The sequence below is a fragment of the Glycomyces sp. NRRL B-16210 genome, from assembly GCF_000719515.1.
GTDB lineage: Bacteria > Actinomycetota > Actinomycetes > Mycobacteriales > Micromonosporaceae > Glycomyces.
In genome coordinates this window covers 1-25,482 of record NZ_JOGR01000010.1, presented here as the reverse complement: position 1 = coordinate 25,482, position 25,482 = coordinate 1, and the positions used below count along the sequence as shown (strand labels likewise).

The 25,482-nt window shown below is 70.8% G+C and carries 24 protein-coding genes; 7 read left to right on the top strand and 17 right to left on the bottom strand.

Going from position 1 to position 25,482, the window contains the following annotated elements; all coding sequences use genetic code 11:
- Positions 1-27: 27 nt before the first annotated feature.
- The gene (locus tag IF12_RS0114355; protein ID WP_030159447.1) at positions 28-432 is read left to right on the top strand and encodes a hypothetical protein; all 405 of its coding nucleotides are present in this window, start codon (positions 28-30) and stop codon (positions 430-432) included.
- 3 nt (positions 433-435) lie between these two features.
- Here the strand turns inward: IF12_RS0114355 and IF12_RS23115 are convergent, their stop codons facing one another.
- The 16 genes from IF12_RS23115 to IF12_RS24215 all read right to left on the bottom strand — a co-directional run bounded on the left by IF12_RS23115 (position 436) and on the right by IF12_RS24215 (position 16,183).
- Complete coding sequence (locus IF12_RS23115; protein WP_030159446.1) at positions 436-1,164, bottom strand: HAD family hydrolase; 729 nt, start codon at positions 1,162-1,164, stop codon at positions 436-438.
- 149 nt (positions 1,165-1,313) lie between these two features.
- Positions 1,314-1,847, bottom strand: a complete 534-nt coding sequence (locus tag IF12_RS0114345; RefSeq protein WP_051704403.1) for a rhodanese-like domain-containing protein — start codon at positions 1,845-1,847, stop codon at positions 1,314-1,316.
- A gap of 115 nt (positions 1,848-1,962) precedes the next feature.
- A complete protein-coding gene (locus IF12_RS0114340; protein ID WP_051704402.1) occupies positions 1,963-2,946 on the bottom strand; it encodes an ABC transporter substrate-binding protein in 984 nt (327 codons plus the stop codon).
- A gap of 33 nt (positions 2,947-2,979) precedes the next feature.
- On the bottom strand, positions 2,980-5,310 hold the full coding sequence (locus IF12_RS0114335; protein WP_030159440.1) for an arylsulfatase: 2,331 nt from the start codon (positions 5,308-5,310) through the stop codon (positions 2,980-2,982).
- A 17-nt stretch (positions 5,311-5,327) separates the two neighbouring features.
- Positions 5,328-6,068, bottom strand: coding sequence for an ABC transporter ATP-binding protein (locus IF12_RS0114330; RefSeq protein WP_197034730.1), 741 nt, complete (start codon positions 6,066-6,068; stop codon positions 5,328-5,330).
- Entirely contained in the window at positions 6,041-6,862 is an 822-nt protein-coding gene (locus IF12_RS25680) for an ABC transporter permease (RefSeq protein WP_133884303.1), read from the bottom strand. The genes IF12_RS0114330 and IF12_RS25680 overlap by 28 nt, the downstream gene beginning before the upstream one ends.
- A 135-nt stretch (positions 6,863-6,997) precedes the next feature.
- Positions 6,998-7,894 (bottom strand): ABC transporter permease, encoded by an 897-nt coding sequence (locus IF12_RS0114320; RefSeq protein WP_030159434.1) that lies wholly within the window; start codon positions 7,892-7,894, stop codon positions 6,998-7,000.
- Positions 7,884-8,675, bottom strand: a complete 792-nt coding sequence (locus IF12_RS0114315) for an ABC transporter ATP-binding protein (protein ID WP_030159432.1) — start codon at positions 8,673-8,675, stop codon at positions 7,884-7,886. The genes IF12_RS0114320 and IF12_RS0114315 overlap by 11 nt, the downstream gene beginning before the upstream one ends.
- Before the next feature lie 14 nt (positions 8,676-8,689).
- Positions 8,690-9,784, bottom strand: a complete 1,095-nt coding sequence (locus IF12_RS0114310; RefSeq protein ID WP_030159430.1) for an ABC transporter substrate-binding protein — start codon at positions 9,782-9,784, stop codon at positions 8,690-8,692.
- 298 nt (positions 9,785-10,082) lie between these two features.
- A complete protein-coding gene (locus IF12_RS0114305) occupies positions 10,083-11,468 on the bottom strand; it encodes an LLM class flavin-dependent oxidoreductase (RefSeq protein WP_035749155.1) in 1,386 nt (461 codons plus the stop codon).
- On the bottom strand, positions 11,465-12,226 hold the full coding sequence (locus IF12_RS0114300; RefSeq protein WP_030159421.1) for an ABC transporter ATP-binding protein: 762 nt from the start codon (positions 12,224-12,226) through the stop codon (positions 11,465-11,467). The genes IF12_RS0114305 and IF12_RS0114300 overlap by 4 nt, the downstream gene beginning before the upstream one ends.
- A complete protein-coding gene (locus IF12_RS0114295) occupies positions 12,202-13,080 on the bottom strand; it encodes an ABC transporter permease (protein WP_030159418.1) in 879 nt (292 codons plus the stop codon). The genes IF12_RS0114300 and IF12_RS0114295 overlap by 25 nt, the downstream gene beginning before the upstream one ends.
- Positions 13,077-14,093 carry an ABC transporter substrate-binding protein gene (locus IF12_RS0114290; RefSeq protein ID WP_197034729.1) on the bottom strand — a complete coding sequence of 339 codons (1,017 nt, stop codon included), beginning with the start codon at positions 14,091-14,093 and terminating at the stop codon, positions 13,077-13,079. The genes IF12_RS0114295 and IF12_RS0114290 overlap by 4 nt, the downstream gene beginning before the upstream one ends.
- A 98-nt stretch (positions 14,094-14,191) precedes the next feature.
- Complete coding sequence (locus IF12_RS0114285) at positions 14,192-14,710, bottom strand: flavin reductase family protein (protein WP_035749221.1); 519 nt, start codon at positions 14,708-14,710, stop codon at positions 14,192-14,194.
- Positions 14,707-15,252 carry an NADPH-dependent FMN reductase gene (locus IF12_RS0114280; RefSeq protein WP_051704400.1) on the bottom strand — a complete coding sequence of 182 codons (546 nt, stop codon included), beginning with the start codon at positions 15,250-15,252 and terminating at the stop codon, positions 14,707-14,709. Before IF12_RS0114280 ends, IF12_RS0114285 begins: the two co-directional genes overlap by 4 nt.
- Before the next feature lie 358 nt (positions 15,253-15,610).
- Complete coding sequence (locus IF12_RS24215; RefSeq protein WP_051704399.1) at positions 15,611-16,183, bottom strand: winged helix-turn-helix domain-containing protein; 573 nt, start codon at positions 16,181-16,183, stop codon at positions 15,611-15,613.
- 312 nt (positions 16,184-16,495) lie between these two features.
- Here IF12_RS24215 and IF12_RS0114270 point away from each other — a divergent pair, with 312 nt between their 5' ends.
- Both IF12_RS0114270 and egtA read left to right on the top strand, forming a co-directional pair.
- Complete coding sequence (locus IF12_RS0114270; RefSeq protein ID WP_030159406.1) at positions 16,496-16,951, top strand: Rrf2 family transcriptional regulator; 456 nt, start codon at positions 16,496-16,498, stop codon at positions 16,949-16,951.
- A gap of 138 nt (positions 16,952-17,089) precedes the next feature.
- Positions 17,090-18,325, top strand: a complete 1,236-nt coding sequence (gene egtA, locus IF12_RS0114265) for an ergothioneine biosynthesis glutamate--cysteine ligase EgtA (protein WP_030159403.1) — start codon at positions 17,090-17,092, stop codon at positions 18,323-18,325.
- A 137-nt stretch (positions 18,326-18,462) separates the two neighbouring features.
- On the opposite strand, the gene IF12_RS0114260 is transcribed toward egtA, so the two are convergent.
- On the bottom strand, positions 18,463-19,644 hold the full coding sequence (locus tag IF12_RS0114260) for an ROK family transcriptional regulator (RefSeq protein WP_030159401.1): 1,182 nt from the start codon (positions 19,642-19,644) through the stop codon (positions 18,463-18,465).
- A gap of 262 nt (positions 19,645-19,906) precedes the next feature.
- Between IF12_RS0114260 and IF12_RS0114255 the strand changes: the two genes are divergently transcribed.
- The 4 genes from IF12_RS0114255 (at position 19,907) to IF12_RS0114240 (ending at position 24,964) form a co-directional block, all read left to right on the top strand.
- Entirely contained in the window at positions 19,907-21,325 is a 1,419-nt protein-coding gene (locus IF12_RS0114255; protein ID WP_081913604.1) for an extracellular solute-binding protein, read from the top strand.
- A gap of 147 nt (positions 21,326-21,472) precedes the next feature.
- Entirely contained in the window at positions 21,473-22,456 is a 984-nt protein-coding gene (locus tag IF12_RS0114250; protein ID WP_030159398.1) for a carbohydrate ABC transporter permease, read from the top strand.
- The gene (locus IF12_RS0114245) at positions 22,453-23,562 is read left to right on the top strand and encodes a carbohydrate ABC transporter permease (protein WP_197034728.1); all 1,110 of its coding nucleotides are present in this window, start codon (positions 22,453-22,455) and stop codon (positions 23,560-23,562) included. Before IF12_RS0114250 ends, IF12_RS0114245 begins: the two co-directional genes overlap by 4 nt.
- 43 nt (positions 23,563-23,605) lie before the next feature.
- On the top strand, positions 23,606-24,964 hold the full coding sequence (locus IF12_RS0114240) for a GH1 family beta-glucosidase (RefSeq protein ID WP_030159392.1): 1,359 nt from the start codon (positions 23,606-23,608) through the stop codon (positions 24,962-24,964).
- The last annotated feature ends 518 nt before the right edge of the window (positions 24,965-25,482 follow it).

Sequence of the window (25,482 nt, the reverse complement as noted above, 5' to 3'; positions counted from 1 at the left end):
ACAACTAATCCGCTCGAAGGAGCACCCATGCCAACGACCCTCACCACCGGACTGCGCCGCCGCCTCCTGACCGGCCTCGCCGCGGCGATCCTCTACGCCCTCGCCGCGCTGGCACTCGCCGCCGCACTGCCCGAATCCGCGTGGCCGCCGATCGGCGGCCACGGCTACGCCGCGGGCCAGGCCACGGCCGTTCCGGCCGCCAACCTCTTCGCGTTCGCGATGCTCGCGCTGGCCGTGTTCGAACCGCTCGTCCCGGCCTGGGCGAGGTACGCGCTGTCGGCGGCGGCCGCACTCCTTGCCGCGGCCGCCGGTCCGGTCCTCAGCGCGATCGAAGGCGGCCCGGGCACTCCCGTATGGCCCGGCCTCGCCGCTCTGGCCGCGGTAGGCGTCCTCATCGGAGCGCTGCGGGTCCCGCTCGCGATCAGGGCCTGAGGTTCAGTCGAGGAAGCCCAGGACGTGCGCGAGGCCCCGCTCGCCGGTGCGCGCCTCCCCGGGCAGGATGAACGCGCGCAGGCCGGAGGCGGCCGCGCCGCCGTCCTTGGCCGGGTTGTCGCCCACCATGAGCGCGGCGCGCGGGTCCACGTCGAGCTGCTCGCACGCGGCGCGGAACAGCACCGGGTCGGGTTTCTCCGTCTCGAACTGGAACGAGTGGACGCGCACGTCGATGAGGTCGTCGAGGCCGTGGTGCGCCATGTGCACGCCGACGTCCCACGCGAAGTCGGAGACGATCCCGGTCTTGATCCCGCGGCGGCGCAGCTCGCGCAGCAGCGGCTCGGTGTCCGGATAGGGCACCCACGCGTCGGGTGCGGCGATGAGCTCGTACGCGGTCTCCTCGACGCCCTGAAGGTAGTCGATGCGCCGGAACCACTCGAACATGGCGATGCGGTGCTTCGTCGGCGACTCGTCGCGCCCGATCTGGGCCTCGGCGACCTCCGGGACCCGGTAGGCCTCGCCGAGCTGCTCGGCGGTCTTCTCCACCAGCCCGGGGCCGAGTTCGCGGCCCGTCGCCGACTCGATTCGGCGCAGCCAGGTTTCGACGTCGATGAGCTTGAAGATGGTGTTGCTGAAGTCGAACAGGACCGCCTCGATCGGCGGCACCGGCCCGGCCTGATCGGCCTCGGTCACCTCATAGGCGGCAGCGGAGTCGAAGAGGCTGTAGATCACGGCGCACCTTCCGTCGGAGAGCATCGGCGGCGCCCGGACGGCACCGCCGCAACCGTAGCCGAGCGCGCGGGCGCGAACCACGTCTGACGCGGCACTTCACACCGTTCACCTGCGCTTGCACCGGCGTTCACGCTCGGCGCGCCGGCGGTTCAGGCCGCCTTGCGGTTCCACGGCAGGAACGCGAGCACCCGCGCCATGGCGCAGGTGTCGGTGATCGCCGCGACCGCGAGTCCTGCGCCGATCGCGGCCGCCAGCCACTTCAGCGGCTCCCACGCGAGGCTCAGCGCCACGAAGGCGATCACGAGGCCGCCCGCGGCCAGGCGGACCTGGCGCTCCATGCCCCACACCCGCCGGCCCGAGGACTCGACCGGCGCGCCCTCGGCCTTCCAGGCGCTCAGGCCCCCTTCGAGGATGTGCACCGGCACGCCGGTCTCCTCGCCGAGGAGGTCCTTCGCCTGGCCGGCGCGGGTTCCCGAGGCGCACACCAGGATCAGCGGCGCGCCGGCTTCGGCGAGGGCGCCCTGCGCGGCCTTGACGATCGGCAGCGGGATGTTCCGCGAGCCCGCGACGCGTTCGGTCGCGAACTCGCCGGGCGTGCGGACGTCGATGAACAGCGCCTGGTGCTCGTCGGCCAGTTGCCTCGCGGCCTCGGGGTCGACGAAGGATTTCGATGCGGTGGGCATTGCCCCTCCTCGGTGTCGGTGTCGGGCTTTCGTGGTCGGGGTGTCGGCGGCGGGGTTCCCGCGAGCTGATCGGGAACCCCGCCGCCGACCGTCTGGTGGGGGCGGTCGGGGGGTGTCAGGCGTCGAAGACGGAGTTGAACCGGTCGTCGAACTGCTCGGCGGCGTCGAGTTCGCCGATGATGCCCAGCGCGGCGTAGCCGTCGCTCTGCTCCTGCTGGGAGGCGCGAATCTCCTCGGTGATCGGCCCCAGCGTCACCGGAGCGCGCGTCTCGGTGGCCTCCACGACCTCGATCGGCAGCCCGGTGAGCGCGGCGTACTGCTCCGCCCATGCCTCGATGTTCGCGTAGCGCCACTCCTGCGCCCGCCCGTAACGGTCCACATAGTCCGCCAGGGCGTCGGCGTAGGCCTCGTCCTCGACGATCGCCGTCCGCGCCGAGAGCAGCGAGATGCTCGGGAAGTAGTCGGCCCCGGTCGCCACGAGCGTCGCCCCGGCGAGTTCGGCCTGGGACCAGTAGATCCCCAGCGTCGCGACCGCGTCGATCTCGCCGTTGGCGAGCGCGGTGTTGGCGTCGACCACCGGCAGGTTCGCCGTCTCGATGTCGTCGAGCGTCAGCCCGGCCGATTCGAGCGCCTTCACCACGTGGTACTGCGTGATGGTGCCCTCCTGGAAGGACACCTTCCGGCCCTTGAGGTCGGCGACGGTGGCGATCCCGGTGCCCGCTCCGGCGAGGATCGCGTTGAAGGAGGTCGACGGGTCGTCCACGGTGGTCGCGGCGATGGCTTTGAGCGGCACGCCGTTCGAGGCCGCGAAGATCAGCGGGGTGTCGGCGGTGAAGCCGACGTCCACGGCCTCGGCACCGGCGGCCTCGATGTACTCCGGTCCGGCGTTGACGAACTGCTTCCACTCGATGGTGTAAGGCAGGTCCTGGTCGAGCCCGGCGGCCTTGAACAGCTCCTGGGTGACCGGAGCGGCGCCCAGTTCACCGACCCGCAGGGTCAGCGCGTCGCCGTCCTCGTCCGAGCAGGCGGTCAGGCCGAGCGCGGCGAGCGGGGCGGCGACGGCGCCGCCGAGAAGGGTTCTGCGGGTTGCGGTGGTCATGTCGGATTGCCTTTCGGGATGGGGATCGTGTCTTCAGTCGGCGATGAGTTCGGCTTCGCGCCGGATCGCCTGGATCTGCTCGGGGCCGAAGGAGAACGGCCCCGGGGTGTAGGTGACGGCGTCGAGTTCGCCGTTGAACGGGAAGGCGCCGCGGCGCTCGTACAGGTCCCACAGGACCGGTCCGCGCGCGTCGCGCCCGACCGAGATGCCCGTCCACGGGGACAGGCCCACGAGCTGGAACCGGCCCGGCAGCTGCGCCACGGCCGCGGGCTCGCCCCGGCCGTCGCCGAGGCCGATCGTGAAGTCCCACTGGAGCTTCGCGGTCGACCGCGCCTGGAGGCGGATGCGGCGCGTCCCGGCGGGGACGTCGCCGCCGTCGATCACGGTGGTGCGCCCGTACTGGTTGTAGCCGAAGCGGACCCGGCCATCCTCCAGGTAGAGCACGTACCCGCCTTGAGGGTCGCCGTGGGCGGTCAGGACGCCGTCGCCGCCGTCGTCGGCGAGTTCGACGTCCACGGTGAAGGACCGGTACTGCACGAGCGCGGCCGAGCGGTGCCGCTCCAGCACCGGCGAGCCGGGCAGGATCCGCACGGGCCTTGAGAAGCGCTCGTCGGAGGGGCGCCTGGCGCCCGGGCCGAGCCCGCGCCCGGTCTGGAGCGGGAAGACCGTGTTGCGCCAGGCCGCGTGCTCCCACGCCTCGGCCAGTTCCCTCGCGACGTCGGGGAACCGCTCCGAGACGTCGTCGAGTTCGGTCGGGTCGGTGCGGGTGTCGAACAGCTGCCACTCGGTGTCGTCGAAGGCCGCCCCGGGCTTGTGGAGCGTGTTGAGCTTCCACCCGTCCTTGTAGTAGCCGCGGTGGCCGCCGAACTCGGCGTACTGCTCGGTGTGCGGGCTCGCCAGCTCCTTCTTGCGCAGGACTTCGGCGAGGCTCACGCCGTCGCGGTCCTGCGCGTCGCGCCCGCCGCGCCGGGCCGGCGCCTGGAGCCCGGCGAGTTCGAGGATCGTGGGGAAGACGTCGGTGACGTACCCGTACTGGTCCCGGATGCCGTCGTCGCCGTCCTCGCGCTGGAGCCCGGCGGGCCAGGACACGATGAACGGCACGCGCACCCCGCCGGCGAACGTCTGCCCCTTGTAGAACCGGAACGGCGTGTTCGAGGTCTGCGCCCAGCCCCTCGGGTAGTGCACGCCGAGTTTGGCCGAGCCGATGAGCGCCGGGTCGTGGGCCACGTCCCGCTCCCAGTCCGCGGGCACCGGGTGGTGCACGAACTGCGAGAAGTACGAGCGCGTGCCGGCCGGGCCGCCCTCGGCGGTGCCGCCGTTGTCGGAGGTGAACACCACGATGGTGTTGTCGAGTTCGCCGAGCGCCTCGACGGTGTCGAGGATGCGGCCCAGGGACTGGTCGACGCTGTCGACCATCGCCGCGTACACCTCCTGGTAGCGGGCGAAGCGGTCGCGCTCCTCGTCGCTGAGCTCGTCCCAGGCCGGGACCTCGAAGCCGGGCTCGGCGTTCGGCGGGGCCTGCCGGGTGCCCTCGGGGAACAGGCCGTCGGCGAGCTGCTTCGCGAAGCGCCGCTCGCGCAGGGCGTCCCAGCCCTCGGCGTACTTCCCGCGGTACTTCTCGATGTCCTCGGCCTTGGCCTGGAGCGGCCCGTGCATCGCCACGTGCGCGAAGTACAGGAAGAAGGGCTTCTCCGGGTCGTGCGAGCGCAGTTCCTTGATCCGCTCGACGGCCTGGTCGGTGAGGTCGTCGGTGAGGTAGTACCCCTCCGGGTACTCCTCGACCGGCGACGGTCCGTTGTCGACGGTGAGCTGGTTGGGGTGGAAGAACGAGTTCAAACCTTCGAGCGAGCCGTAGTACCGGTCGAAGCCCCTCTGGAGCGGCCAGGAGTCCCTGGTGCGGCCCGGCGCCAGGTTCGCGTCCCGCGCCAGGTGCCACTTGCCGATCGCGTACGTCGCGTACCCGTTGGCGCGCAGCGCCTCCGGGAGGCTCAGCACGTCGTCGGCCAGTTCCAGCCGCAGCCCCGGGTAGCCCGGGTCGCCGTTGGCGACCGAGCCGTACCCGGCCCGGTGCGGGTTCAGGCCTGTCAGCAGCGCCGCGCGGGCGGGGGAGCACACCGGCGTGGTGTGGTAGTTCTGGAGCCGCACCCCGTGCTCGGCGAGCCGGTCGAGGTTCGGCGTGTCGATCTCGGACCCGAACGGGCCGATGTCGCTGTAGCCCATGTCGTCGAGGAGCACCACGATGATGTTCGGCGCCCCGGCCGGGGCGGTCGGCTCCTCGGGCCACCACGGGGTCGACTCGGCGCTGGTGCGGCCCACGGCGCCCTCGAAGCCGTCGTAGCCGCGGGCGTGCTCGGGAATGCTCATACCTTGTCCTGCCTTCGTTAACGTTCGGATTCGCTGACGCCGAGCTCGCCCAGGAGGCGGTCGCGCAGGTCGGCGAACTCGGGGGAGCGGCGCGGGTTCGCCTCGGGCAGCTCGACGCCCACGTCGAGCGAGATGCGGCCCTCGGTCAGCACCAGCACCCGGTCGGCGAGCACGATCGCCTCGTCCACGTCGTGGGTGACCAGGAGGACCGACGGCCGGTGGACCGCCCAGAGCCGGCGCAGCAGCGCGTGCATCTTCAAGCGGGTCAAGGCGTCGAGCGCCCCGAACGGCTCGTCGAGCAGCAGCAGCTCCGGTTCGCGCACCAGCGCCCGCGCCAGGGCGGCCCGCTGGCCCTCGCCGCCCGAAAGCGTGTGCGGCCAGGCCTTCGCCTTGTCGGCCAACCCGACCTCGGCGAGCGTGTCGACGCCCCGCTCCCGTGCGGCCTTGCCGCTCTGTCCCAGCAGCACGTTGTCGAGGACCCGCTTCCACGGCAGCAGCCGGGCGTCCTGGAACGCGACGGCGCGTCGCTCGGGCACCGAGGCCTCGCCGGTGTACTCGGTGTCGAGGCGCGCGAGGACGCGCAGCAGCGTCGACTTGCCCGATCCCGAGCGCCCGAGCAGCGCCACGAACTCACCGGGTGCCATGTCGAGGTCCACGCCCCTGAGGACGTGCTGCTTCCCGAAGGACTTGTCGAGCCCCCGGACCGCGACGGCCGCGGGCGCTTCGAGGTTCAGCGGGCTTCGAAGGTCCGTCGCCACGGCAGGACCCTCCCTTCGGTGAAGCGGACGAGCCGGTCCGAGATGAGGCCCAACAGGCCGTAGACGACGAGGCCGACCACGATGATGTCGGTCTGCGCGAAGCTGCGGGCCTGGGTCATGAGGTAGCCGATCCCGCTGGTGGCGTTGATCTGCTCGGACACGACCAGGACCAGCCACGAGATGGCGGTCGCGAAGCGCAGGCCCGTGAAGAACCCCGGGAGCGCCCCCGGCAGGATCACCTTGCGCACCAGGGCGAACTTGCCGAGTTCGGCGGTGCGGGCGAGTTCGCCGAAGCGCGGGTCCAGGCCCCGGATCGCGGCGTGCGTGTTGACGTACACGGGGAAGGCGGTCGCGAAGACCACCAGGAAGATCTTGACCTCCTCGCCGATGCCGAACCACACGATCGCGAGGGGCACGAGGGCGAGCGCGGGGATGGCGCGGAGGATCTGCATGGGACCGTCGATGAGGTCCTCGCCGAGGCGGAAGAGCCCGGCCACGATCGCGAGGACCGCGCCGATGAGGACGCCGAGGGTCAGCCCGGTGGCGGCCCGGCCGAGGGACACCAGCAGGTGCTCCTGGAGGCGGCCGGTCTCGATGAGCCCGCCCGCGGCGCTGATCACCGTGGAGGGGGCCGCGAGCGTCTGCTCGGGGATGAGGCCCGTGGCCGAGCCGATCTGCCACACCGCGACCAGGACCACCGGTCCGATGAGGATGCGGAGGCGGTCGAGGCGCAGCCGCGCCGTCGCCGCCCGAATATCTAGTTGTCCTACTTTTTTAATAGGAATTGTGGTCATGATGTGCCCCGAGTGATTTCGTTCTTAGGGGGATCCCCCCGCCGGGGACGAAGGTGCGGAACGAATCCCGGCGGGGGAAAACTCTGTGCGGTTGTGTCTTTGAGGAACTCTGGTGCCGACGGCCTTGGCGGGCCGTCAATCCGATTGGGCCAGGCCCCAGGTCCGGCGGATGCGGTTGTCGGCGGCGCGGAAGAACGCGTCCACCAGGATGCCGATGACCAGGACCGTGATGATCCACGTCAGCACCCGCGGGGCGTTGTTGAACTCCCGCGCGCCCTGCATGAGCGCGCCGATCGAACCCTGCCCGGCCACGATGACCAGCAGCTCGCCCGCCATGAGCGAGCGCCACGCGAACGCCCAGCCCTGCTTCAGCCCCGAGACGAACGAGGGCAGCGTCGCCGGGAGGATGACGTGCCGGTACAGCTGGAGGCCCTTCATGCCCAGCACCGCCCCGACCCGCTTGTACGCCGGGGGCACGTAGTCGATCCCCGAGATGATCCCGTTCGCGATCGAGGGCACCGCCCCCAGGATCACCACGAACATGATCGTGGACTCCGAGATCTGGAACAGCAGGATCGCCAACGGGAACCACATGATCGAGGGCATCGTCTGGAGCCCGGTGATGAGCGAACCGATCGCCGCCCGCAGCGGCTTGAACCGCGCCACCGCGATGCCCAGCACCGACCCGATGAGCACCGACAGCGCGAATCCGGTCAGCGCCCGCTGCATCGTGATCAGGATGGCCCGCCGGTAGTCCTCGGTGACGACGAAATCCGACAGGTCCTGCCACACCGTCAACGGCGCCGGAAGCACCCAAGCGGGCTTGACCTCCAGGAAGAACAGCAACTGCCAGATCCCGATGACCAGCACCAGCGCCAGGACCTTCGGCCAGGTCCCGGCCCACAGCCGGGTCGCGAAGCGCCCCCAGCGGGTCTCGGTGACCGGCGTGCGCTCCAGCTCGTCCAGGCCCGAGGCCAGGCGGCCCGCCCGGTCCTCCTCCTCGGCGGCCGGCGTCCTCGTCTCAGTCGCCATGGCGCGCCACCTCCTCGCGCAGCGCGTCGGTGATCTCGGCGGCCAACTGCGCCACCGGGGTCGAGTCGATCCGGCGGGGGCGCTCCATGTCCACGTCGTAGACGTGGAGCACCCGGCCCGGCCGCGAGCTCAGCAGCACCACCTGGTCGCCCAGGCGCACCGCCTCGCGCACGTTGTGCGTCACGAACAGGACCGTCAGGTTCCGCTCGCGCCAGATCCGCTCCAGCTCGTCGTGGAGGATGTCGCGGGTCATCGCGTCCAGGGCCCCGAAGGGCTCGTCCATGAGCAGCACCGAGGCCTCCTGCGCCAGGGCCCGCGCCAGCGCCACGCGCTGCCGCATCCCGCCCGAGAGCTCGTGCGGGCGCTTGTGCTCGAACCCGTTGAGCCGCACCGTCTCCAGTAGCTCCGCGGCGCGCCGGCGTCGTTCAGCCCGACCGACGCCCTTCACGCGCAGGGCGATCTCGACGTTGCCCGAGACGGTGAGCCACGGGAACAGCGCGGACTCCTGGAACATCATGGCCACCGGGCGGTCGACCTCGTCGATCGATCCGGCGGTGATGTCGTCGAGTCCGGCCACGAGCGAGAGCAGGGTGCTCTTGCCGCAGCCGGAGGCGCCGAGCAGGCAGGTGAAGCTGCCGTGCGCGACGCTGAGTGAGACCCCGTCGAGGGCCGTGACGGCGCCCGGGCCCCGGCCGTAGCGCTTGACCACGTCGGTCAGCGCGACGGCCGGGGAACCCGGGGCGGTGTCACGGGTCCGCTCGGCGGTGCCGCCGGGCTTCACCGTGGGGGACGGGCTCACGCCAGGTCACCCGCCGAGACTTCGGCGTCGCCGCGCTCGGCGAGGATCTCGTTGAGCGCGTCGAGCTTGTAGATGCCCTTGAGGTCCACCTCTTCGAGGAGCCCGACCTCGACCGCGTGGTCCTTGCTCCCGCCGAGGGAGCCGGCGACCGGGTCGGCGGTGAAGGTCAGGTTTGCGAAGGCCGCGCTGACGATCTCGTCGTCGAGGCGGTTCCCCGAGAGCTCTTCGAGGTGGTCGTTGGCGATCGTCTCGGCCTCGGCGGGGTTCTCGGCGATGTAGTCGAGGGCCGCCACGTGGGCTTCCAGGAAGGCCTTGACCAGCGCGGGCTGCTCGTTGAGGAAGGTGGTGGAGACGATGATGTGGGTGGTGACGAACTCGCCGCCCTCCCACAGCTCGCGCTCGTTGAGGAACTCGACGCCGCCGTGGTTGAGGAGCAGCTGCGAGTAGCGCGGCTCGACGGCCCACGCCGACTGCACCGTGCCCGCGTCGAACGCGGCCGCGACCTCGGCGTTGTCGATGGGGGTGACCGAGACGTCGCCGCCGCCGCTCTGGTCGGTCTCGTAGCCCTGCTGCTTGAGCCAGTAGCGGGCCGCGACGTCCTGGGTGTTGCCCAGTTGCGGGGTGGCCAGGGCGGTGCCGACGAGGTCCTCGACCTCGGTGATCTCGGGCTTGACGACCAGGCCCGCGCCGCCGGAGGTGGACCCGGCGATGATGTGCAGCGCCTGGCCGCCGGACTGGGCCCAGCCGTTGATGGCGGGGTTGGGTCCGATGTAGGAGATGTCGAGCGCGTCGCTGAAGAGGGCCTCGATCGCCGAGGGCCCGGCGTTGAAGACCTCGGTCTCGATCGTGACGGCCTCGGGCAGGGTGTCCTCGAAGACCCCGCCTTCGAGGCCCACGAGGGCCGGGGCGTGGGTGATGTTCCCGAAGTAGCCCAGGCGGATGGTGCCGCTGGCGGTCGAGCTGTCGGCGTCGGCCGCCGAGACGTCGTCGTCGTTGCCGCAGGCGGCCAGGATCGGCGCGGCGGTGAGGGCCGCGCCAGCGGCCGCGATGATGCTGCGCCGATTGAGGGGGGACTGGCTGGCTGTGCTCATGGGGGATTCTCTCTACGTTGTAAGGTGTCATTCCCAGTAGTTCGATATATTCGATCAAACTGATGGGAATTCTAGGGGTGACCCGAGTGCCGGGGCAACCCGGGTCTCAAAGATTGGGCACGGAAAACGTGTTCTGGCTCGCAAAACGCTTGCCGTCTCACGACCGTTCCGACAGGCGGGACGGTTCTGTACCGATTTGCATGGGTGCCTTCGGCACCCGGCTCGGACCGCGAAACCGCGACCGAGGGTGCCTTCGGCACCGGCGGGGGAGGCGCCGGCGCCGAAGACCGGACCGGATTCAGCGGGCGTGGGCGAGGACGCCCTTGACCGCCGACTCCAGCGCCTCGCGCCGCCGCGGGTTCTCCGGCCTGGCGAGGCCGTAGTGATCGCGGAGCGTGGTGCCGGTGTACTCGGTGCGGAAGCGCCCGCGCTCCTGGAGGATCGGGACGACCTGGTCCACGAAGGCCTCCAGGCCCGAGGGCAGCACCGCGGGCATGATGTTGAACCCGTCCGCGGCGCGGCCGTTCTCGTCGCCGTCGAACCACTCGAAGATCGCGTCGGCGACCTGCTCGGGCGTGCCGGTGAAGGTGCGGTGGCCGCGGCCGCCGCCGAGGCGCCCGATGAGCTGGCGCACCGTCAGGCGCTCGCGCCGGGCCAGGTCCACGATGAGCGTGAAGCGGCTCTTGGCGCCCTCGATCTCGTCCTCGGTCGGCAGGTGCTCGGGCAGTTCCTTGTCGAGGTCCAGTTCGGACGGGTCGAGCTTGAGCGTCCGCGCGAGGTTCTTGAGCGCGTACTTGGGGACGATGAGCCGGTCCAGCTCGGCCTCCAGCTCCCGCGCCTCGGCCTCGGTCGCGCCGAGCACCGGGACGATGCCCGGCAGCACCAGCACCCCGTCGGGGTCCCTCCCGGCCTCCTTCGCCCGCCGCTTGATGTCGGCGTAGAACGCCTGGGCCTCCTCGAGGGTCTGCTGCGCGGTGAAGATCGCCTCGGCGTGGTTGGCCGCGAAGGCCTTCCCGTCCTCGGAGGACCCGGCCTGCACCAGCAGCGGGTGCCCCTGCGGCGAGCGCGGCACGTTGAGCGCCCCGGCCACCTGGAAGTGCTCGCCCTCGTGGTCGGCCGGGTAGAGCCGGGTGTCGTCGCCCCAGAGCCCCGACTCCTTGTCGGCCAGGATCGCCGCGTCGTCCCAGGAGTCCCAGAGCTTCTTGGCGACCTGGAGGAACTCCTCGGCCCTGGCGTAGCGGGCCGCGTGGTTCGGCAGCTCCGACAGGTTGAAGTTCCGGGCCGCGTCGAGCGTCGCGGTCGTCACGATGTTCCAGCCGGCCCGGCCACCCGAGAGGTGGTCGACCGACGCGAAGCGCCGCGCCAGGTTGTACGGCTCGTTGTACGTCGTCGAGGCGGTCGCGATGAGGCCGATGTGCTCGGTCTGCGCAGCGATGGCCGCCAGGACCACGGTCGGCTCCAGCGAACCGGACGGGCGCCGTCCGATGGTGCCCCACAGCGTCGGCGAGTCGGCGAAGAAGATCGAGTCGAGCTTCCCGCGCTCGGCGATCTGCGCCAGGTTCGTGTAGTGCTTGATCGAGATCGACGAGTACGGGTCGGACTCCGGCAGCCGCCACGAGGACTCGTGGTGGCCGGTGCTCATCAGGAAAGCGTTGAGGTGCAGGGGCCTGGGCTCGTTGCTCATGATTCCTCCTGGGTGATCTCGACGCCGCCGGCGAGGCCGAGGGCGGCGAGCAGTTCGGTGCGGATGGCCGCGAAGCGCGGATCGGACGGGTCGCGGTGGCCTTCGAGCTCGATCCGGACCTCGCTCGCCACCTTCCCGGCGTCGAGCACGAGCACCCGGTCGGCGAGGACGATCGCCTCGTCCACGTCGTGGGTGACGAGCAGGACCGCCGGGCGGTGCCGCTCGTACAGGGCCCGCAGGAGCCCGTGCATCTTGATGCGGGTCAGCGCGTCGAGCGCGCCGAAGGGCTCGTCGGCCAGCAGCAGCTCGGGTTCGCGCACCAGCGAGCGGGCCAGGGCCACGCGCTGCTGCTCGCCGCCGGACAGCTCCCGGGGCCAGGCCCGTTCGCGCCCGGCCAAGCCGACCTCGGCCAGGGCCTCCTTGCCGCGGGCCTTCGCGCCGCCGCCTTCGAGACCGAGGACGACGTTGCTGAGGACCCGCTGCCACGGCAGCAGCCGCGAGTCCTGGAAGACCACCGACACCTGGTGGGGCACGGTGATCTCACCGGTCCCGAAGGCGTCCTGGTCGAGCCCGGCGAGCGCCCTGAGGAGGGTGGACTTGCCCGAGCCCGAGCGGCCCAGGAGCGCCACGAACTCGCCCGCCTCGATGTCGAGGTCGAGTCCGGTCAAGACCGGGCTCTCGTCGGTGAAGCTGCGGTGCAGGTCCCGGATGTGGACGGCCGCGGTGGTCGCGGTCAGTCCTCCAGCGTGCGTCGCCATGACAGGGCCCTCCTCTGGATCAAGCGGACGATGGTGTCGGAGCCCAGGCCCAGCAGGGCGTAGAGGACGAGGCCGACGATGATGATGTCGGTCTGCCCGTACGTCCCGGCCAGCAGCATCATGTACCCGATGCCGCTGGTGGCGTTGACCTGTTCGACCACCACCAGCGACAGCCACGAGGAGGTCACGGCGAAGCGCATCCCCAGCAGGAACCCCGGGAGCGCCCCGGGCAGGACCACGCGGCCGATGAAGGCCCCCTGGCTCAGCCGCAGCGTCTCGGCCAGTTCGGCGTAGCGCCCGTCGATCGAGCGCAGGCCGTTGTGGGTGTGGATGTAGATCGGGATGAGCACGCCGAGCACGATCGTGATGATCTTCATGCGCTCGTCGATGCCGAACCACAGCAGCAGGAGCGGCAGCAGCGCGAGGTTGGGGATGGACCGCTTGATCTGCACGGGACCGTCCACGATGGCCTCGCCCCAGCGGCTCAGTCCCGACGCGATCGCGAGCACGAGGCCCACGAGCACCCCGATGGTCAGGCCCAGCGCGAAGCGGCGGGCCGACACGAGCAGGTCGGGGCCGAGGCGGCCGGACTCCCACAGGTCCCAGCCGGTGGCCGCGACCGTCCACGGGGCCGAGAGGATGCGCGGGTCGATCCAGCCCTGCGCCGAACCCCAGGCCCAGATGCCCAGGAGCAGGAGCGGGCCGACGAGGTAGCCGAACGGGATGGCCTTGCCCGGTCCGAGGCGGCGCTTGCCGCGGGGCTTGGAGGCGCGGCCGCTGGCGGCCTCGTCGTGGCTCGCGGGCGGCGAGGCGCCGCTGCCGGTCTCGCGGGTCTCGGTGTCGACGGCGGTCATGCCGCGCCTCCCTCTCCGTATTCGGCGATGCCCTCGGTGACGAGGGATTCGAACCTGCGGTCGTAGAGGTCCTCGGCGTCGAGGACCGGATAGCCGGTCCCGTCGGCGACGACCTCGATGGTCTCCTGGTGGCGCTCGATGGTCTCGTCCCAGTTCTCGGGGAAGTCCAGTTCGCCCTCGCGCTCGACGAGGTACTCGCCGTCCTCGTAGGACAGCCCCTCGTGGTCGACGTACCAGGCGTTGATCCACTCCTCGGGGTTCGCCTTGGCCCAGAGCCGCGCCGCGCCCCACAGGCGCACGTACTGGGCGATGGCCGCGGCCTTGTCCGCGTCCTCCAGCACCTCCACCGGCGCGTACAGCACGCCCGGATCGTCCCGGAGGCCGTGCGGGATCGTGGTGGCGCCGTCGACGCCGTACTTGTTGATGTAGACCTTCACCTGTGTGCCGCCGATGGGCGCCACGTCGACCTCGCCGCCGGCGAGGGCGTTGGTGTAGACGTCGGCGGTGCTCGGCAGCTCCACCAGCTCCACGTCGTCCTGGCTCAGGCCGGCGGCGTTGAGGACCCGCAGGATCAGCGCGCCCTGGGCCTGCCCGGGGGAGTAGGCGATCCGGTGCCCGCGCAGGTCCTCAAGTGAGGTGATGTCGGCGCCGGGGGTGACCCCGAGGTCGTAGATCGGGTGCCCGAGCGGGTCCTTGCGGCCGGAGGCGGCCACGATCCGCGTCGGCAGACCGGTCCAGTTCGTGTGGATCGGCGGAATGTCCGCCACCGAGCTGAGGTCGAGCGACTTGGCGCGGAAGGCCTCGGCGGACTTGGGGCCGCCGGAGATGTTGGCCCACTCGACCTCGAACTCGAGAAGCTTCGCCAGACCGGAGAGTTCGAACGAGAGCTGCTGAGCCGGGTCGCCGATGACGATCTTGGTGCCGTCGGGCACCGCGGTCGGCAGAGCGGCGTCGGCGGCGAGGGCCGGACCGGTGGGCTCCTCGGAGCACGCGGCGAGCGCCAGTGCGGCCACTGCTGAGGATCCTATAAGGAGATTGCGTCGGGTTGCTGTGGGTGGCATCGGAATTGGCCTTTCGGAAGGGTATCGGTGAGAAGCTTCGATGGGGAGATTTAGTCGAGGGGGGCGGCGGCGCAGTAGCCGCCCGCGTGGTAGACCAGCGGCTCGTGGGAGCCGCCGGTCTCGGCGTCGGCGACCAGCGCGAGCACGAGGTGGTGGTCCCCGGCCTCGATGCGGTCGGTGACGACCGCCCGCAGGAACGCCGGGGCGTTGTCGAGGACCGGCTCGCCGGTCTCCAGCCGCGACCACAGGGTCGGGCCGCCGAAGCGGTCGATCCCGCTGGTGGCGAACCGGGTCGCGATCTCGTGCTGGTCGGCGGACAGGAAGTTCACGGTGATGCTCGCGGCGTCGCGGATCGCCGGCCACGCCGAGGACCCGGTCGCGATCGCGAACGAGACCAGCGGCGGGTCGAGCGAGACCGAGGTCAGCGAGGTGGCGGTGAAGCCCGAGGGCCCGGACCCGGCGTCGGCGCACACCACCGTGACGCCCGCAGGGTGGGCCCGGAACAGGGCCCGGAAGTCCGCCGGGGCGACCCCGACCGGGCGTTCAGTGCTCGTCGCCGGCGCGCTCATACCGCGGCTCCGATCGGCTTGCGGCCGAACGCGAGCGCGTCGGCGAGATCGGTCAGGTTCGCCTCGGTCCAGGCGCCGATGCGCGATTCGAGCTCCGGCAGCTCGCTCTCGATGAGCGTGAGCGAGGGGACCGGCACGCGCGCCCCCAGCTCGGCCAGGACCGGCCGCAGCTGGAGGTCGGCCAGCAGCCGGTGCTCGGGCGAGGCGGCCACGGTGACCGGCACGGTCACCGTCCCCGCGAGCACCTTGGGCGGCAGCTGGTCGAGGAAGAGCTTGAGCAGGCCGGTGTAGCTGCCCTTGTAGACCGGGGTGCCGATGATGAGGAGGTCGCCCTCCCGGATCAGCCCGTGGGCGTGCTCGAAGCCGTCGTGCGGCGGCTCGATGCCGGCGAGGTACAGCTCGGCGAGGTCGACCGAGGCGGCGCGCGGCTCGCGGCCCAGCCCGGAGGCGAGGGCCGCGCCCAGGGCCTCGGCGGTGGTCAGGGTGCGGGACAGGCGCTTCGGGTTGCCGACCACAGTGGTCACGTTGATGCTGGCGGTCACGATGGAGTCCTATCGATGGGTAGCGTGCGAGGGCGCGCCCATCGTCGGGCGCGCTGAAGCGGGAGGGCGGGCCTGAAGCGGCCCTTGGGAAAGCGGCCCGGGGGCCCCGGGTGGGGGCGCCGGGCGTGGGGGTCGGGCGGCGGACTCCGCCATGGAGCCGCGCGGCCCGACCGCGCTCGCGGTGGGTCTTGAGGTCGCGGGGACCTAGAGCCTGGCCTGCCGGCCAGGCCGTGGCATTCGAAGAGGACAGAGTGCGCTGGCGGCGCGCATCTGATCGATCTCGCGCCGCCGCGTCAGGTAGCCGGCGGACTTCATGACATCTACATTAACAGTAATCCTATGGAATTACTAGGAATTCTTAGATGCTGAGAAGCCGATCCTCGGCGGGGTTCGCCCCCGAGCCGATGCGGTACTCCACGTCCCGGCTGCGCGTGAAGCGGTAGCCGACCCCGCGCACGGTCGCGACCAGCGCGTCGAACTCCGCGAGCTTGGCGCGCAGCCGTCGCACGTGGACGTCCACGGTGCGCCCGGGCAGACCGGTGTCGGGGGTGTCCCACACGTACTGGAGCAGCTCGGTCCGCGTGTGGACCATCCCCGGGTACCGGGCGAGGAAGGCCAGCAGCTCGAACTCCAAGCGGGTCAACGGGATCGCCTCGCCGTGGATGGTGACCTCGCGGCCGGGCACGTCGATGACGAGTGTGGGCTTGCGCTCGGCCTGGTACGTGGGATCGGGGGCCTCGAGCGCGGGGGAGGGCACGCCGTCGGAGGTGACCGCGACGCGGCCGCCCTGCTGGGCGAGGACGCTCAGCGCGGAGGTGAGCCGCCGCGCCAGGCGCGGGTCGTCGGCCGGGATCTCGACGGTGACGGTGATGGTCGCGGTGCCGGAGCGGCGGAGGACCGGAGGACGGGTGCGGGTCTGGACGGGAGTCATGGCTGCGCCTTCGCGTTCGGGTTTCGGTGGGAGTTCCGGGGCGGGCGGCGTCGTCGGTCGCGCGGGTGGGCGCGGGTCCGATCGCTCTGGCGGGATCGTCCGATCGCCTTGCGGCTCAGACGGGACCGGCGGCGTCGCCCGGTCGACACAGTGCCGAGTCCGAGCGCGAGTAGTCGATGTGGCGCCGCTTGGTCCATTCGGTCCTCGCGGGTCCATTGGTGCGATTCACCCCGCAAGCATATCCTATCTATCAAGTAGGATTCAAGTGCTCTGCTCGACAAGCCCCAGAACGAACGAAGGGAGCCTGGTGAAATGCAGGTCTCCGCGCGAGGCGAGTACGCCGTGCGCATCGCAGTCACCCTCGTCACCGGCCATCCACGCACCATCTCCGCCTCCTCGCTCGCCTCGGCGCAGCAGTTGCCCAGGAAGTTCGCCGAGGTGATCCTCGGCGACCTGCGCCGGGCCCACCTCGTCGACAGCGTCCGCGGCGTCGAGGGCGGCTACCGGCTCGCCCGGCCCCCGGCGCGCATCTCGGTGGGGGAGGTGCTGCGGGCGGTGGACGGTCCCCTGTCCGAGGTCCGCGGGCGCCGGCCCGAGGAGACGAGTTACGAAGGGGCCGCGGTGAATTTGCCGCGGCTGTGGGTCGCCGCGCGCGCCGCGGTGCGCTCGGTTCTCGACGAGGTCTCGCTCGAACAGGCCGCGTCGGGGGACTTCCCCGTCAGCGTCAAGGAGCTCGCCGCGGAGGAGGACGCCTGGCTGCCCCGATGAGGTTGCGCGGCGCTCTCGCGGGCCGTAATATCTATATATCCTATTGAACAGATAGGAATAAATGGTCGGATGACACCGGTCCGACCTGCCCGGCCCAAGGCACGCCCCGGGCCGGCGCAGCCAAGTCTGGAGGTCAGCATGTCCGACGCCTCGCTCCGCGACCGCACCGCCGCCCCGCCCCTGACCGAGGACACCGCGTTCGAGCACATTGCGGCCCTCGCCTTCCGGCCCACCGTCCCGGCGAAGGTGGGAGCGGAGGTCGAATGGCTGGTGCAGAACATGACCGACCGGCGCCGCCGCATCGACCCCGAATCGGTCAAGGCCCTGCTCGGGGTCCGCGACGCCCTGCCGCGACGGACCCGGCTCAGCTTCGAGCCCGGCGGGGCGATCGAACTGAGCACGCCGCCCGTCGCGGACCTGCGGGAGTGCTTCGACGCCCTCGAAGCCGACCGGGCCCGCGTCGGGGCGGCCCTCGGCGACGAGGGCCTCGAACTCCTCGGGCTCGGGCTCGACCCGGTCCGCCTGCCGCGCAGGGTGCTGCGCACCCCGCGCTACCAGGCCATGGAAGAGCTGTTCGACCAGGACGGACGCGCCGGGCGGTGGATGATGGCGAACACCGCGTCCGTCCAGGTCTGCGTGGACATCGGTCTCGACGAGGAAGGGCCCCGCGGGCTGGCCGGCCGCTGGACCCTGGCGCACCGGCTGGCCCCGGTGCTCATCGCCGCGTTCGCGAACTCGCCGCTGCGGCGCGGGGCGCCGAGCCTGTGGCGCTCGACCCGCCAGCACGTGTGGACCGCGATCGACGCGACGCGTGCCCGCCCTGTGGCGCAGGAGGACCCGGACCCGCGCGCGGCCTGGGCCCGGTACGCGCTCGACGCGCGGGTCATGGCGATCCGCGGGCCGGGCCGCTGGACCGTGCCGAGGGGCCTGACGTTCCGCGACTGGATCCGCAGCACCGGCGACCGGAGGCCGACCGCCGACGACCTCGACTACCACCTGACGACGCTGTTCCCGCCGGTCCGGCCGCGCGGGGCCTACCTGGAGCTGCGCATGATCGACGCGCAGCCGGGCGCCGACTGGATCGTGCCCGTAGCCGCCACCGCGGCCCTCTTCGACGACCCGGCCGCGAACGCGGCGGCCCGCGAGGCACTGGAGCCGCTGTGGCGCAACGCTTCGGCGGCGGACCTGTACCTGCGCGCGTCCACGGCCGCCCTCCACGACACCTCGATAGCGGCAGCGGCCCGCACCTGTTTCGAAGCGGCCACCGAAGCACAGACCGACCCGGAGATCAAAGCCGCCGTAAAGCGGTTCACACAGGACTACGTAACAAGAGGCCGCACCCGAGCCGACGAACTGGTGCAGCGGGCGACGTAGTCGTGCGATCCCGATCACTATGCGCGACAGAGGAACCGGGGAGCCGTCCCGAACGTTCGAACCGCTGCTACGCGGCCGCATCGAGCGGCCGACACGGCGCGCCCGGTTCGCTGCCCCTGAAACGCGGTTTTTGAGGCTCAGCCTCTCAAGAACTGCTCGATTACCAGGGTCGCCGCGCCTTTCGCCACCGCGTCGGGGCCCAGGTGGCCCGGGACGATCTTCGCGGTCGCGAACGGTTGGCCCAGCGAGTACGCGCCCGCCGCCGCCTCGATGTCCTCCAGGCGCCGCTTCGCCAGCATGAGACCGGCCCAGCCGCCTATGACGATGAGCTCGGGGTTGAACAGGTTCAGCAGGTCCGCCAGACCCGCCCCCAGGTACTCGACCGTCTCGTCCACCACCGCGACCGCCGCCGCCGACTCGTCGTCGAGGATCCGCTCCAGCGCCGCCTCCTCGCCGCCGCCCGACAGGTCCACCGCGCCCGCCGACGCCAGATAGCGGTCCAGGATGCCCTCCGCGCCCACATAGGCCTCCAGGCACCCCCGGCACCCGCACCGGCACCGGCGCCCGGCCACCTGCATCGTGGTGTGGCCCCACTCGCCCGCGCTCGAACCCGCGCCCCGGTACAGCGCGCCCCCGGCCACGATGCACGAGCCGACCCCCGAACCGATCAACGCGATCACCGCGTTGTCCGCGCCCTTGCCCGCCCCGAACCACAGCTCGGCCTGGCCCATCGTCATCGCGCCGTTCTCGACGTGGACCGGCAGCGGCCCCAGCCGCTCCATCAACATGCGGCCCAACGGCACCGCGTCCCACCCGAACGTCTTCGCGTGGATGACGCCCTCGGGCCCGTACTCGATGATCCCCGGCATCCCCACGCCCACGCCGAGCACCGGCACCCCGTCAGCCTCGGCCAGCACCGACTTCACGCCCGCGACGATGTGCTCGACCACCGTCGCCGGGTCGTGGCGCCCCGGCGCCAGCGCGTGCTGCGCGCTGGCGCGCTCGGTGAGCTTGAGGTCCAGCAGCTCGACGCGCACGTGCGTCTCGCCGACGTCGACGCCCACGACCCTGGCGTGCCCGGGGTCGACCTCCAGGAGGATCTGGGGCCTGCCGCCGTCGGACTCGACCTTCCCGGCCTCGCGCAGCACCCCGTCGGCGAGCAGCTCGGCGGTGACGTTGCTGATCGTCGCGGTGCTCAGGTTCGTGGCGGGCGCCAAGTCGCGGCGGGTGAGGGGGCCGTCGAAGTACAGGGTCCGCAGCAGCCGTCTCCGGTTGCCGATCTTGAGATCGCGGGTCGTCCTGTGCCGAGGGGCTTCCATCTGTCCACCAGTCCGTGTTGTTATCGGTCCGAAACAATGCCGTTATATCGAAGAGATTGACGGCTTGAGTCTAGCTACTTAATCTAAGTCTTATCAATAAGTCGTGTACGTCTAAATCAGCGTACCTCCGGGCCGATCCCGGACCCCACCGAACCGAAGCCCACTGCGACCCGCACTGACCCCTGAGCACCACAAAGGAACCTTCCGAAAATCCCTCCCAAGCCGCCGGCGTTCTCCCGGCGGCTGCACCTAGGAGCATCCTATGAGGATCAAACCTCCCCTTCGCGGCCGTGGCAACGCCGCAGTCCGCACCGCCACAGCCGTCGGCGCGGCCCTCCTCGCCACCACCACCCTCGCCGCCTGCCTCGACGGCGGCGGATCCAGCGCCTCCAACCGCGTCGAGATCCGCTGGTTCGTCGGCATGGGCGCGGGCTCGGACGCCCCGACCATCCCCGCCCAGGAGAAGGTCGTCGAGGACTTCAACGCGAGCCAGAACGAGATCACCCTCGTCCTTGAGATCGTCGACGCCGACCAGGCCCCGAACATCCTCTCCACCCAGATCGCCACCGGCGACGCCCCGGACATCGTGGGCCCCATGGGCATCCGCGGCCGCTCCACCTTCCCCGGCGCCTGGCTCGACCTCACCCCGCACATCGAGTCGAACGACTACGACCTCACCGACTTCGACCCCGCCCTGGTCGACTTCTACCGCATCGAGGAAGAGGGCCAGATCGGCCTGCCCTTCGCCGTCTTCCCCTCGTTCATGTACGTCAACCTCGACCTCTTCGACGAGGCCGGACTGCCCTACCCGCCCCAGGAGTACGGCGCCCCCTACGTCGACGCCGAAGGCGAGGAGCGGCCCTGGGACATCGACACCATGACCGACCTCGCCAAGCAGCTCACCGTCGACGCCGACGGCAACGACGCCACCGACCCGAACTTCGACACCGGCAACATCGTCCAGTTCGGCTTCGGCAACATCTTCGCCGACATCCGCGCCCAGTCCACCCTCTTCGGCGCCGGCAGCTTCGTCGACGCCGACGGCAACGCCCAGATCCCCGAGGCCTGGGCCGAGGCCCAGCAGTGGTACTACGACGGCATGTGGACCGACCACTTCATCCCCAACGGTCCCTACGGCGACTCCGACATGCTCAACGCCGGCTCCTGGTTCGAGTCCGGCAACCTCGCCATGGGCAACACCCACCTGTGGTACGCCACCTGCTGCATGGCCGGCTTCGAAGGCTCCTGGGACACCGCCGCCGTCCCCTCCCACGACGGCACCACCACCGCGAAGCTCCACGCCGACACCTTCTCCATCACCAAGAGCACCGACCACCCCGACGAGGCCTTCGAGGTGCTGACCTACCTCATCGACGAGGCCGCCGAGGAGCTCACCACCACCTACGGCGGGATGCCCGCCCGCATCAGCCTCCAGGACGGCTACTTCGACCGCGTCAGCGCCGCCAACTTCGAAGGCCAGGACATCAACTGGGACACCGCCGTCGAAGGCATGTCCTACGTCGACAACCCCTCCCACGAGGGCGCCATGCCGAACTTCCTCGAATCCGAGGCGGTCATCGCCGAGTACGCCACCCGCTTCACACAGGAGGGCGGCCTCGACATCGCCGCCGAACTCGAAGCGCTCCAAGCCGACCTGCAAGCGGTCTTCGACACCGCCTGACCGAAGCGCCACCGTCGGCCCGATCTCGACCGCGACTCGATAGCGATTCGACCGCGACTCGACCCCGGACCGAACTCAGCCGGGCGGGCGCGCAGGCCCGCCCGGCACCCCGCCGAGACGGCGCTCCGAAAGGGAGGAACCCCCCACATGTCCGACTTCACCCAAGCGGTGCTCACCGCCCGGAGGCGGCGAGGTGCCCGCCCCACCCGCCCCGCCAGCCCGATGCAACGCCGCGAAGCCCGCTGGGGCTACGCCTTCATCGCCCCCTGGATCATCGGCTTCGTCCTGTTCTGGGCCGTGCCCATCGGCGCCTCGCTCGTCTTCTCCACCCTCGACTTCCAACTCACCGACCCCGGCGCCACCAGCTTCGTCGGCACCAGCAACTGGGAACGGGCCCTGTCCGACCCCAACACGTGGACCGCACTGGCCGCGACCTTCCGCCTCACCGTGCTGTTCCTGCCGCTGAGCCTGGTCGTCGCCCTCGGCCTGGCCCTGCTGCTCAACTCGCGCCACCTCAGGGCCGCCGGGTTCTTCCGGCTCCTGTTCTACATGCCCTCGATGGTCCCGCTCGTCGCCGGCATCCTCATCTGGCAGCAGGTCCTCAACCCCCAGACCGGCTGGGTCAACCGGATCATCGGCCTCACCGGCGTCAACGCCACCGGCGCCGAGGGCATCCGCTGGTTCGACAACCCCGTCCTGGTCCTGTTCGCCTTCAGCTTCATCGGCCTGTGGGGCATCGGCAACGCCATGATGATCAACCTCGCCGGACTCCAGGGCATCCCCACCGAGCTGTACGAGGCCGCCGCGATCGACGGCGCCGGCTGGTGGCGGCGACTGCGCAGCATCACCCTGCCGCTGCTGTCGCCGGTCATGTTCTACAACCTGGTCATCGGCTCGGTGCTGATCATGCAGTACTTCGTCGTGCCCTGGGTCCTCTTCGGCGCCACCGGCCGCCCCGACGGCGCCAGCCGGTTCCTGCTCGTGCACTTCTACCAGCAGGCCTTCGTCTTCGGCGACATGGGCTACGGCGCGGCCCTCGCCTGGTTCATCTTCCTGGTCGTCGCGGCCCTCACCGGCGTGCTCTTCGGCACCGCCCGCTACTGGGTCCACTACGGAACGGAGCGCTCGTGAACGTGCTCGAAGCCAACCCCCTCCTGGAGACCGAGGAGCCCGAGCGCAAGCCCGCGCCCACCGAGGCCGCCATCCGGCGCAAGCGCCGCAACCTCCTCCTCGGCGGCTGCACCACCCTCGGCGCGCTCCTGCTCGCCCTGCTCTTCCTCATGCCCCTCGGCTACGGCGCCGCCACCGCGCTCAAAGACAAGGACGGCGTCTCCGACCCCAACACCCCGATCCTCCCCGTCGCCGCCGAGACCTTCGAATACGAAGGCAAGGAATACGACGTCTACAGCGTGCCCATGCCCGACGGCGAGGTCCGCGAACTCGCGCTCATCCAGCCCGGCCGCGAATCCAGCGTCTTCATCGACCCCGAAGCGCCCGGCGCCGGACCCATCGAATGGGACGGGCGCTGGCGCACCCTCGACAAGGTCTCCGGGCTCTCCCCGCAGTGGGGCAACTTCGCCGAGGCCTGGAACGCCATCGCGTTCCTGCGCCTGACCGGATGGACCCTCCTGTACGCGGTGAGCACCGTGATCTTCACCGTGGTCTCCTCCGCGCTCGTCGCCTACGGCTTCGCGCGGTTCCGCTTCCCCGGACGCGGCATCCTCTTCGGACTCCTGCTGGCGACGATCCTGCTGCCCCCGGCGGTCACCCTCGTGCCCAAGTACGCGGTGTTCCTCCAGATGGGCTGGGTCGGCACCTACCTGCCGCTCATCATCCCGCACCTGTTCGCCAACGCCTTCAACGTCTTCCTGCTGCGCCAGTACTTCATGACCATCCCCAAGGAACTCGAGGAGGCCGCCAGGATCGACGGGGCCGGGCCGATCCGCACCTTCGTGCGCGTGATCATCCCGCAGGCGTTCCCGGCCCTGACCGCCGTGAGCCTCTTCCACTTCTTCTACGCCTGGAACGACTTCTTCGAACCGCTGCTGTACCTCGCCGGGAACCGCCAGATCGTGCCGATCGGCGTGGGCCTGAGCTACTTCAGCGGCGTCTACAACTCCGAACCGCACCTCATCCTCGCCGCGGCGCTCCTGGCGCTGGCCCTGCCCGTCGCGATCTTCCTCGTGGCGCAGCGGGTCTTCGTCCAGGGGATCGTCGTCACCGGCGTGGACAAGTGACCGGCCGGCGAACCCCCGGCAACACCCGAGCAAGGAGCACGACATGAACGCGATCAGTCCGTTCCCCGACGACTTCCTTTGGGGCGCTTCGACAGCGGCCTACCAGATCGAAGGCGCCGCCGAGGCCGACGGCCGCGGACCCTCCATCTGGGACACCTTCTCGGCGACCCCGGGCAGGACCTTCGAGGGCCACACCGGAGCGGTCGCCTGCGACCACTACCACCGCTGGCGCGAGGACTTCCAGATCGCCGCCGACCTGGGCCTGAAGGCCTACCGGATGTCGGTGTCCTGGGCGCGGCTCCAGCCGCGGGGGCGCGGGGACCTCAACCCGGCCGCCGTCGCGTTCTACCGCGAGCAGCTGGCCGACCTGCGCGCCAAGGGGATCCGCTCGGCGGTGACGCTCTACCACTGGGACCTGCCGCAGGTGCTCGAAGACGAGGGCGGCTGGCCCGAGCGGGCGACCGCGGAGGCCTTCGCCGACTACGCCGCGCGCACCGCGGCGGCCCTGGGCGACCTGGTGGACGAGTGGATCCCGATCAACGAGGCCTGGTGCGCGGCGTTCCTCGGCTACCACGTGGGCGTCCACGCCCCCGGCCGCCAGGACCGCACGGCGGCGCTGCGGGCGGCGCACCACCTGAACGTCGGCCACGGCCTGGCCGTCGCCGCGATCAGGAACGCGGTGCCCGGCGCGAAGGTCGGATCGGCGGTCATCATGACCGATGTGGAGCCGGCCTCGGACTCGGCCACCGACCGCGAGGCCGCGCGCCTGGCGGACGGCGGCGGGAACCGGCTGTTCCTCGACCCGCTGTTCAAGGGCTCCTATCCCGAGGACATGCTGCGCCACTTCGCGCCCACCGGTGCGTTCGACGCGGTGCGGCCCGGGGACATGGAGACGATCGCCGCGCCCCTCGACTTCGTGGGCGTCAACCACTACCACCGCTTCGTGATCGAGGCCGACCCGAGCGACGAGCACCTGAAGGGCCGGGCGCTGCCGCCGTCGGGGCCGGTGACCTCTTTCGACTGGGAGATCAGGCCCGACAGCCTGCGGAGGGTGCTGGAGCGGCTCTCGGCGGACTACACCGATCTGCCGGTGTACATCACCGAGAGCGGCGCGTCGTTCGACGACGCGGTGGGCGCGGACGGGACCGTGGACGATGCGGACCGGGTGGACTACTTGGACGGGTACATGAAGGCGGCGGGTCGGGCGATCGAGAAGGGCGTGAACCTGCGCGGGTACTTCGTGTGGTCGCTGCTGGACAACTTCGAGTGGGCCGAGGGCTACGCGAAGCGGTTCGGGCTGGTGCGCGTCGACTATGAGACGCAAAGGCGGACCCTCAAGCGCAGCGCCGAGTGGTACCGAGACGTGATCGCCACGGGCGGCGAGTCGCTGAGCTGGAACTGAGCGAGCCGAGAAGGCGGGACCCCAGGCCGCAAGGCCTGGGGTCCCGCTTTTTGGTGCGCGCTGGCGGTGGGTGCATCGGTCGGTGTGCAGGTGAGGCCTGTTGTGGGTGAAAAGTCAAAAGCGGCAGCGACAACGGGGTGAGTGGTAAATCGGTGGTGCGTTGCCGGGGGCGAGGACGGATTGGGTTGGTGTTCAGGCGGCGGCGACGAGAGGGCCTGATTGGAGGGCGGGCGCGTTGTCGGGGCGGGGCCCGATGGGGTTGATGTTCAGGCGGCGGCGACGGAGTGGCGGGTGGAGGGCCGGGGTCGGTTGGCGGGATGCGGGGCTGGTGGTAGGCGAGGGTGGCGGTGGCGTGAGTTGGGTGCGGTTTCGCTTGCGGCGCAAGGCGTTCGGTCCGAAACATGAGGGTCTTCTCCCGCTGTGGGTGATGCGGTTGGTGCCAGTTCGGGGGATGATTGAGGTACGCACAGGGACAGGGAATCTGTACGGGTGTCGGGTAGGTGTAGCGCAGACTAAGA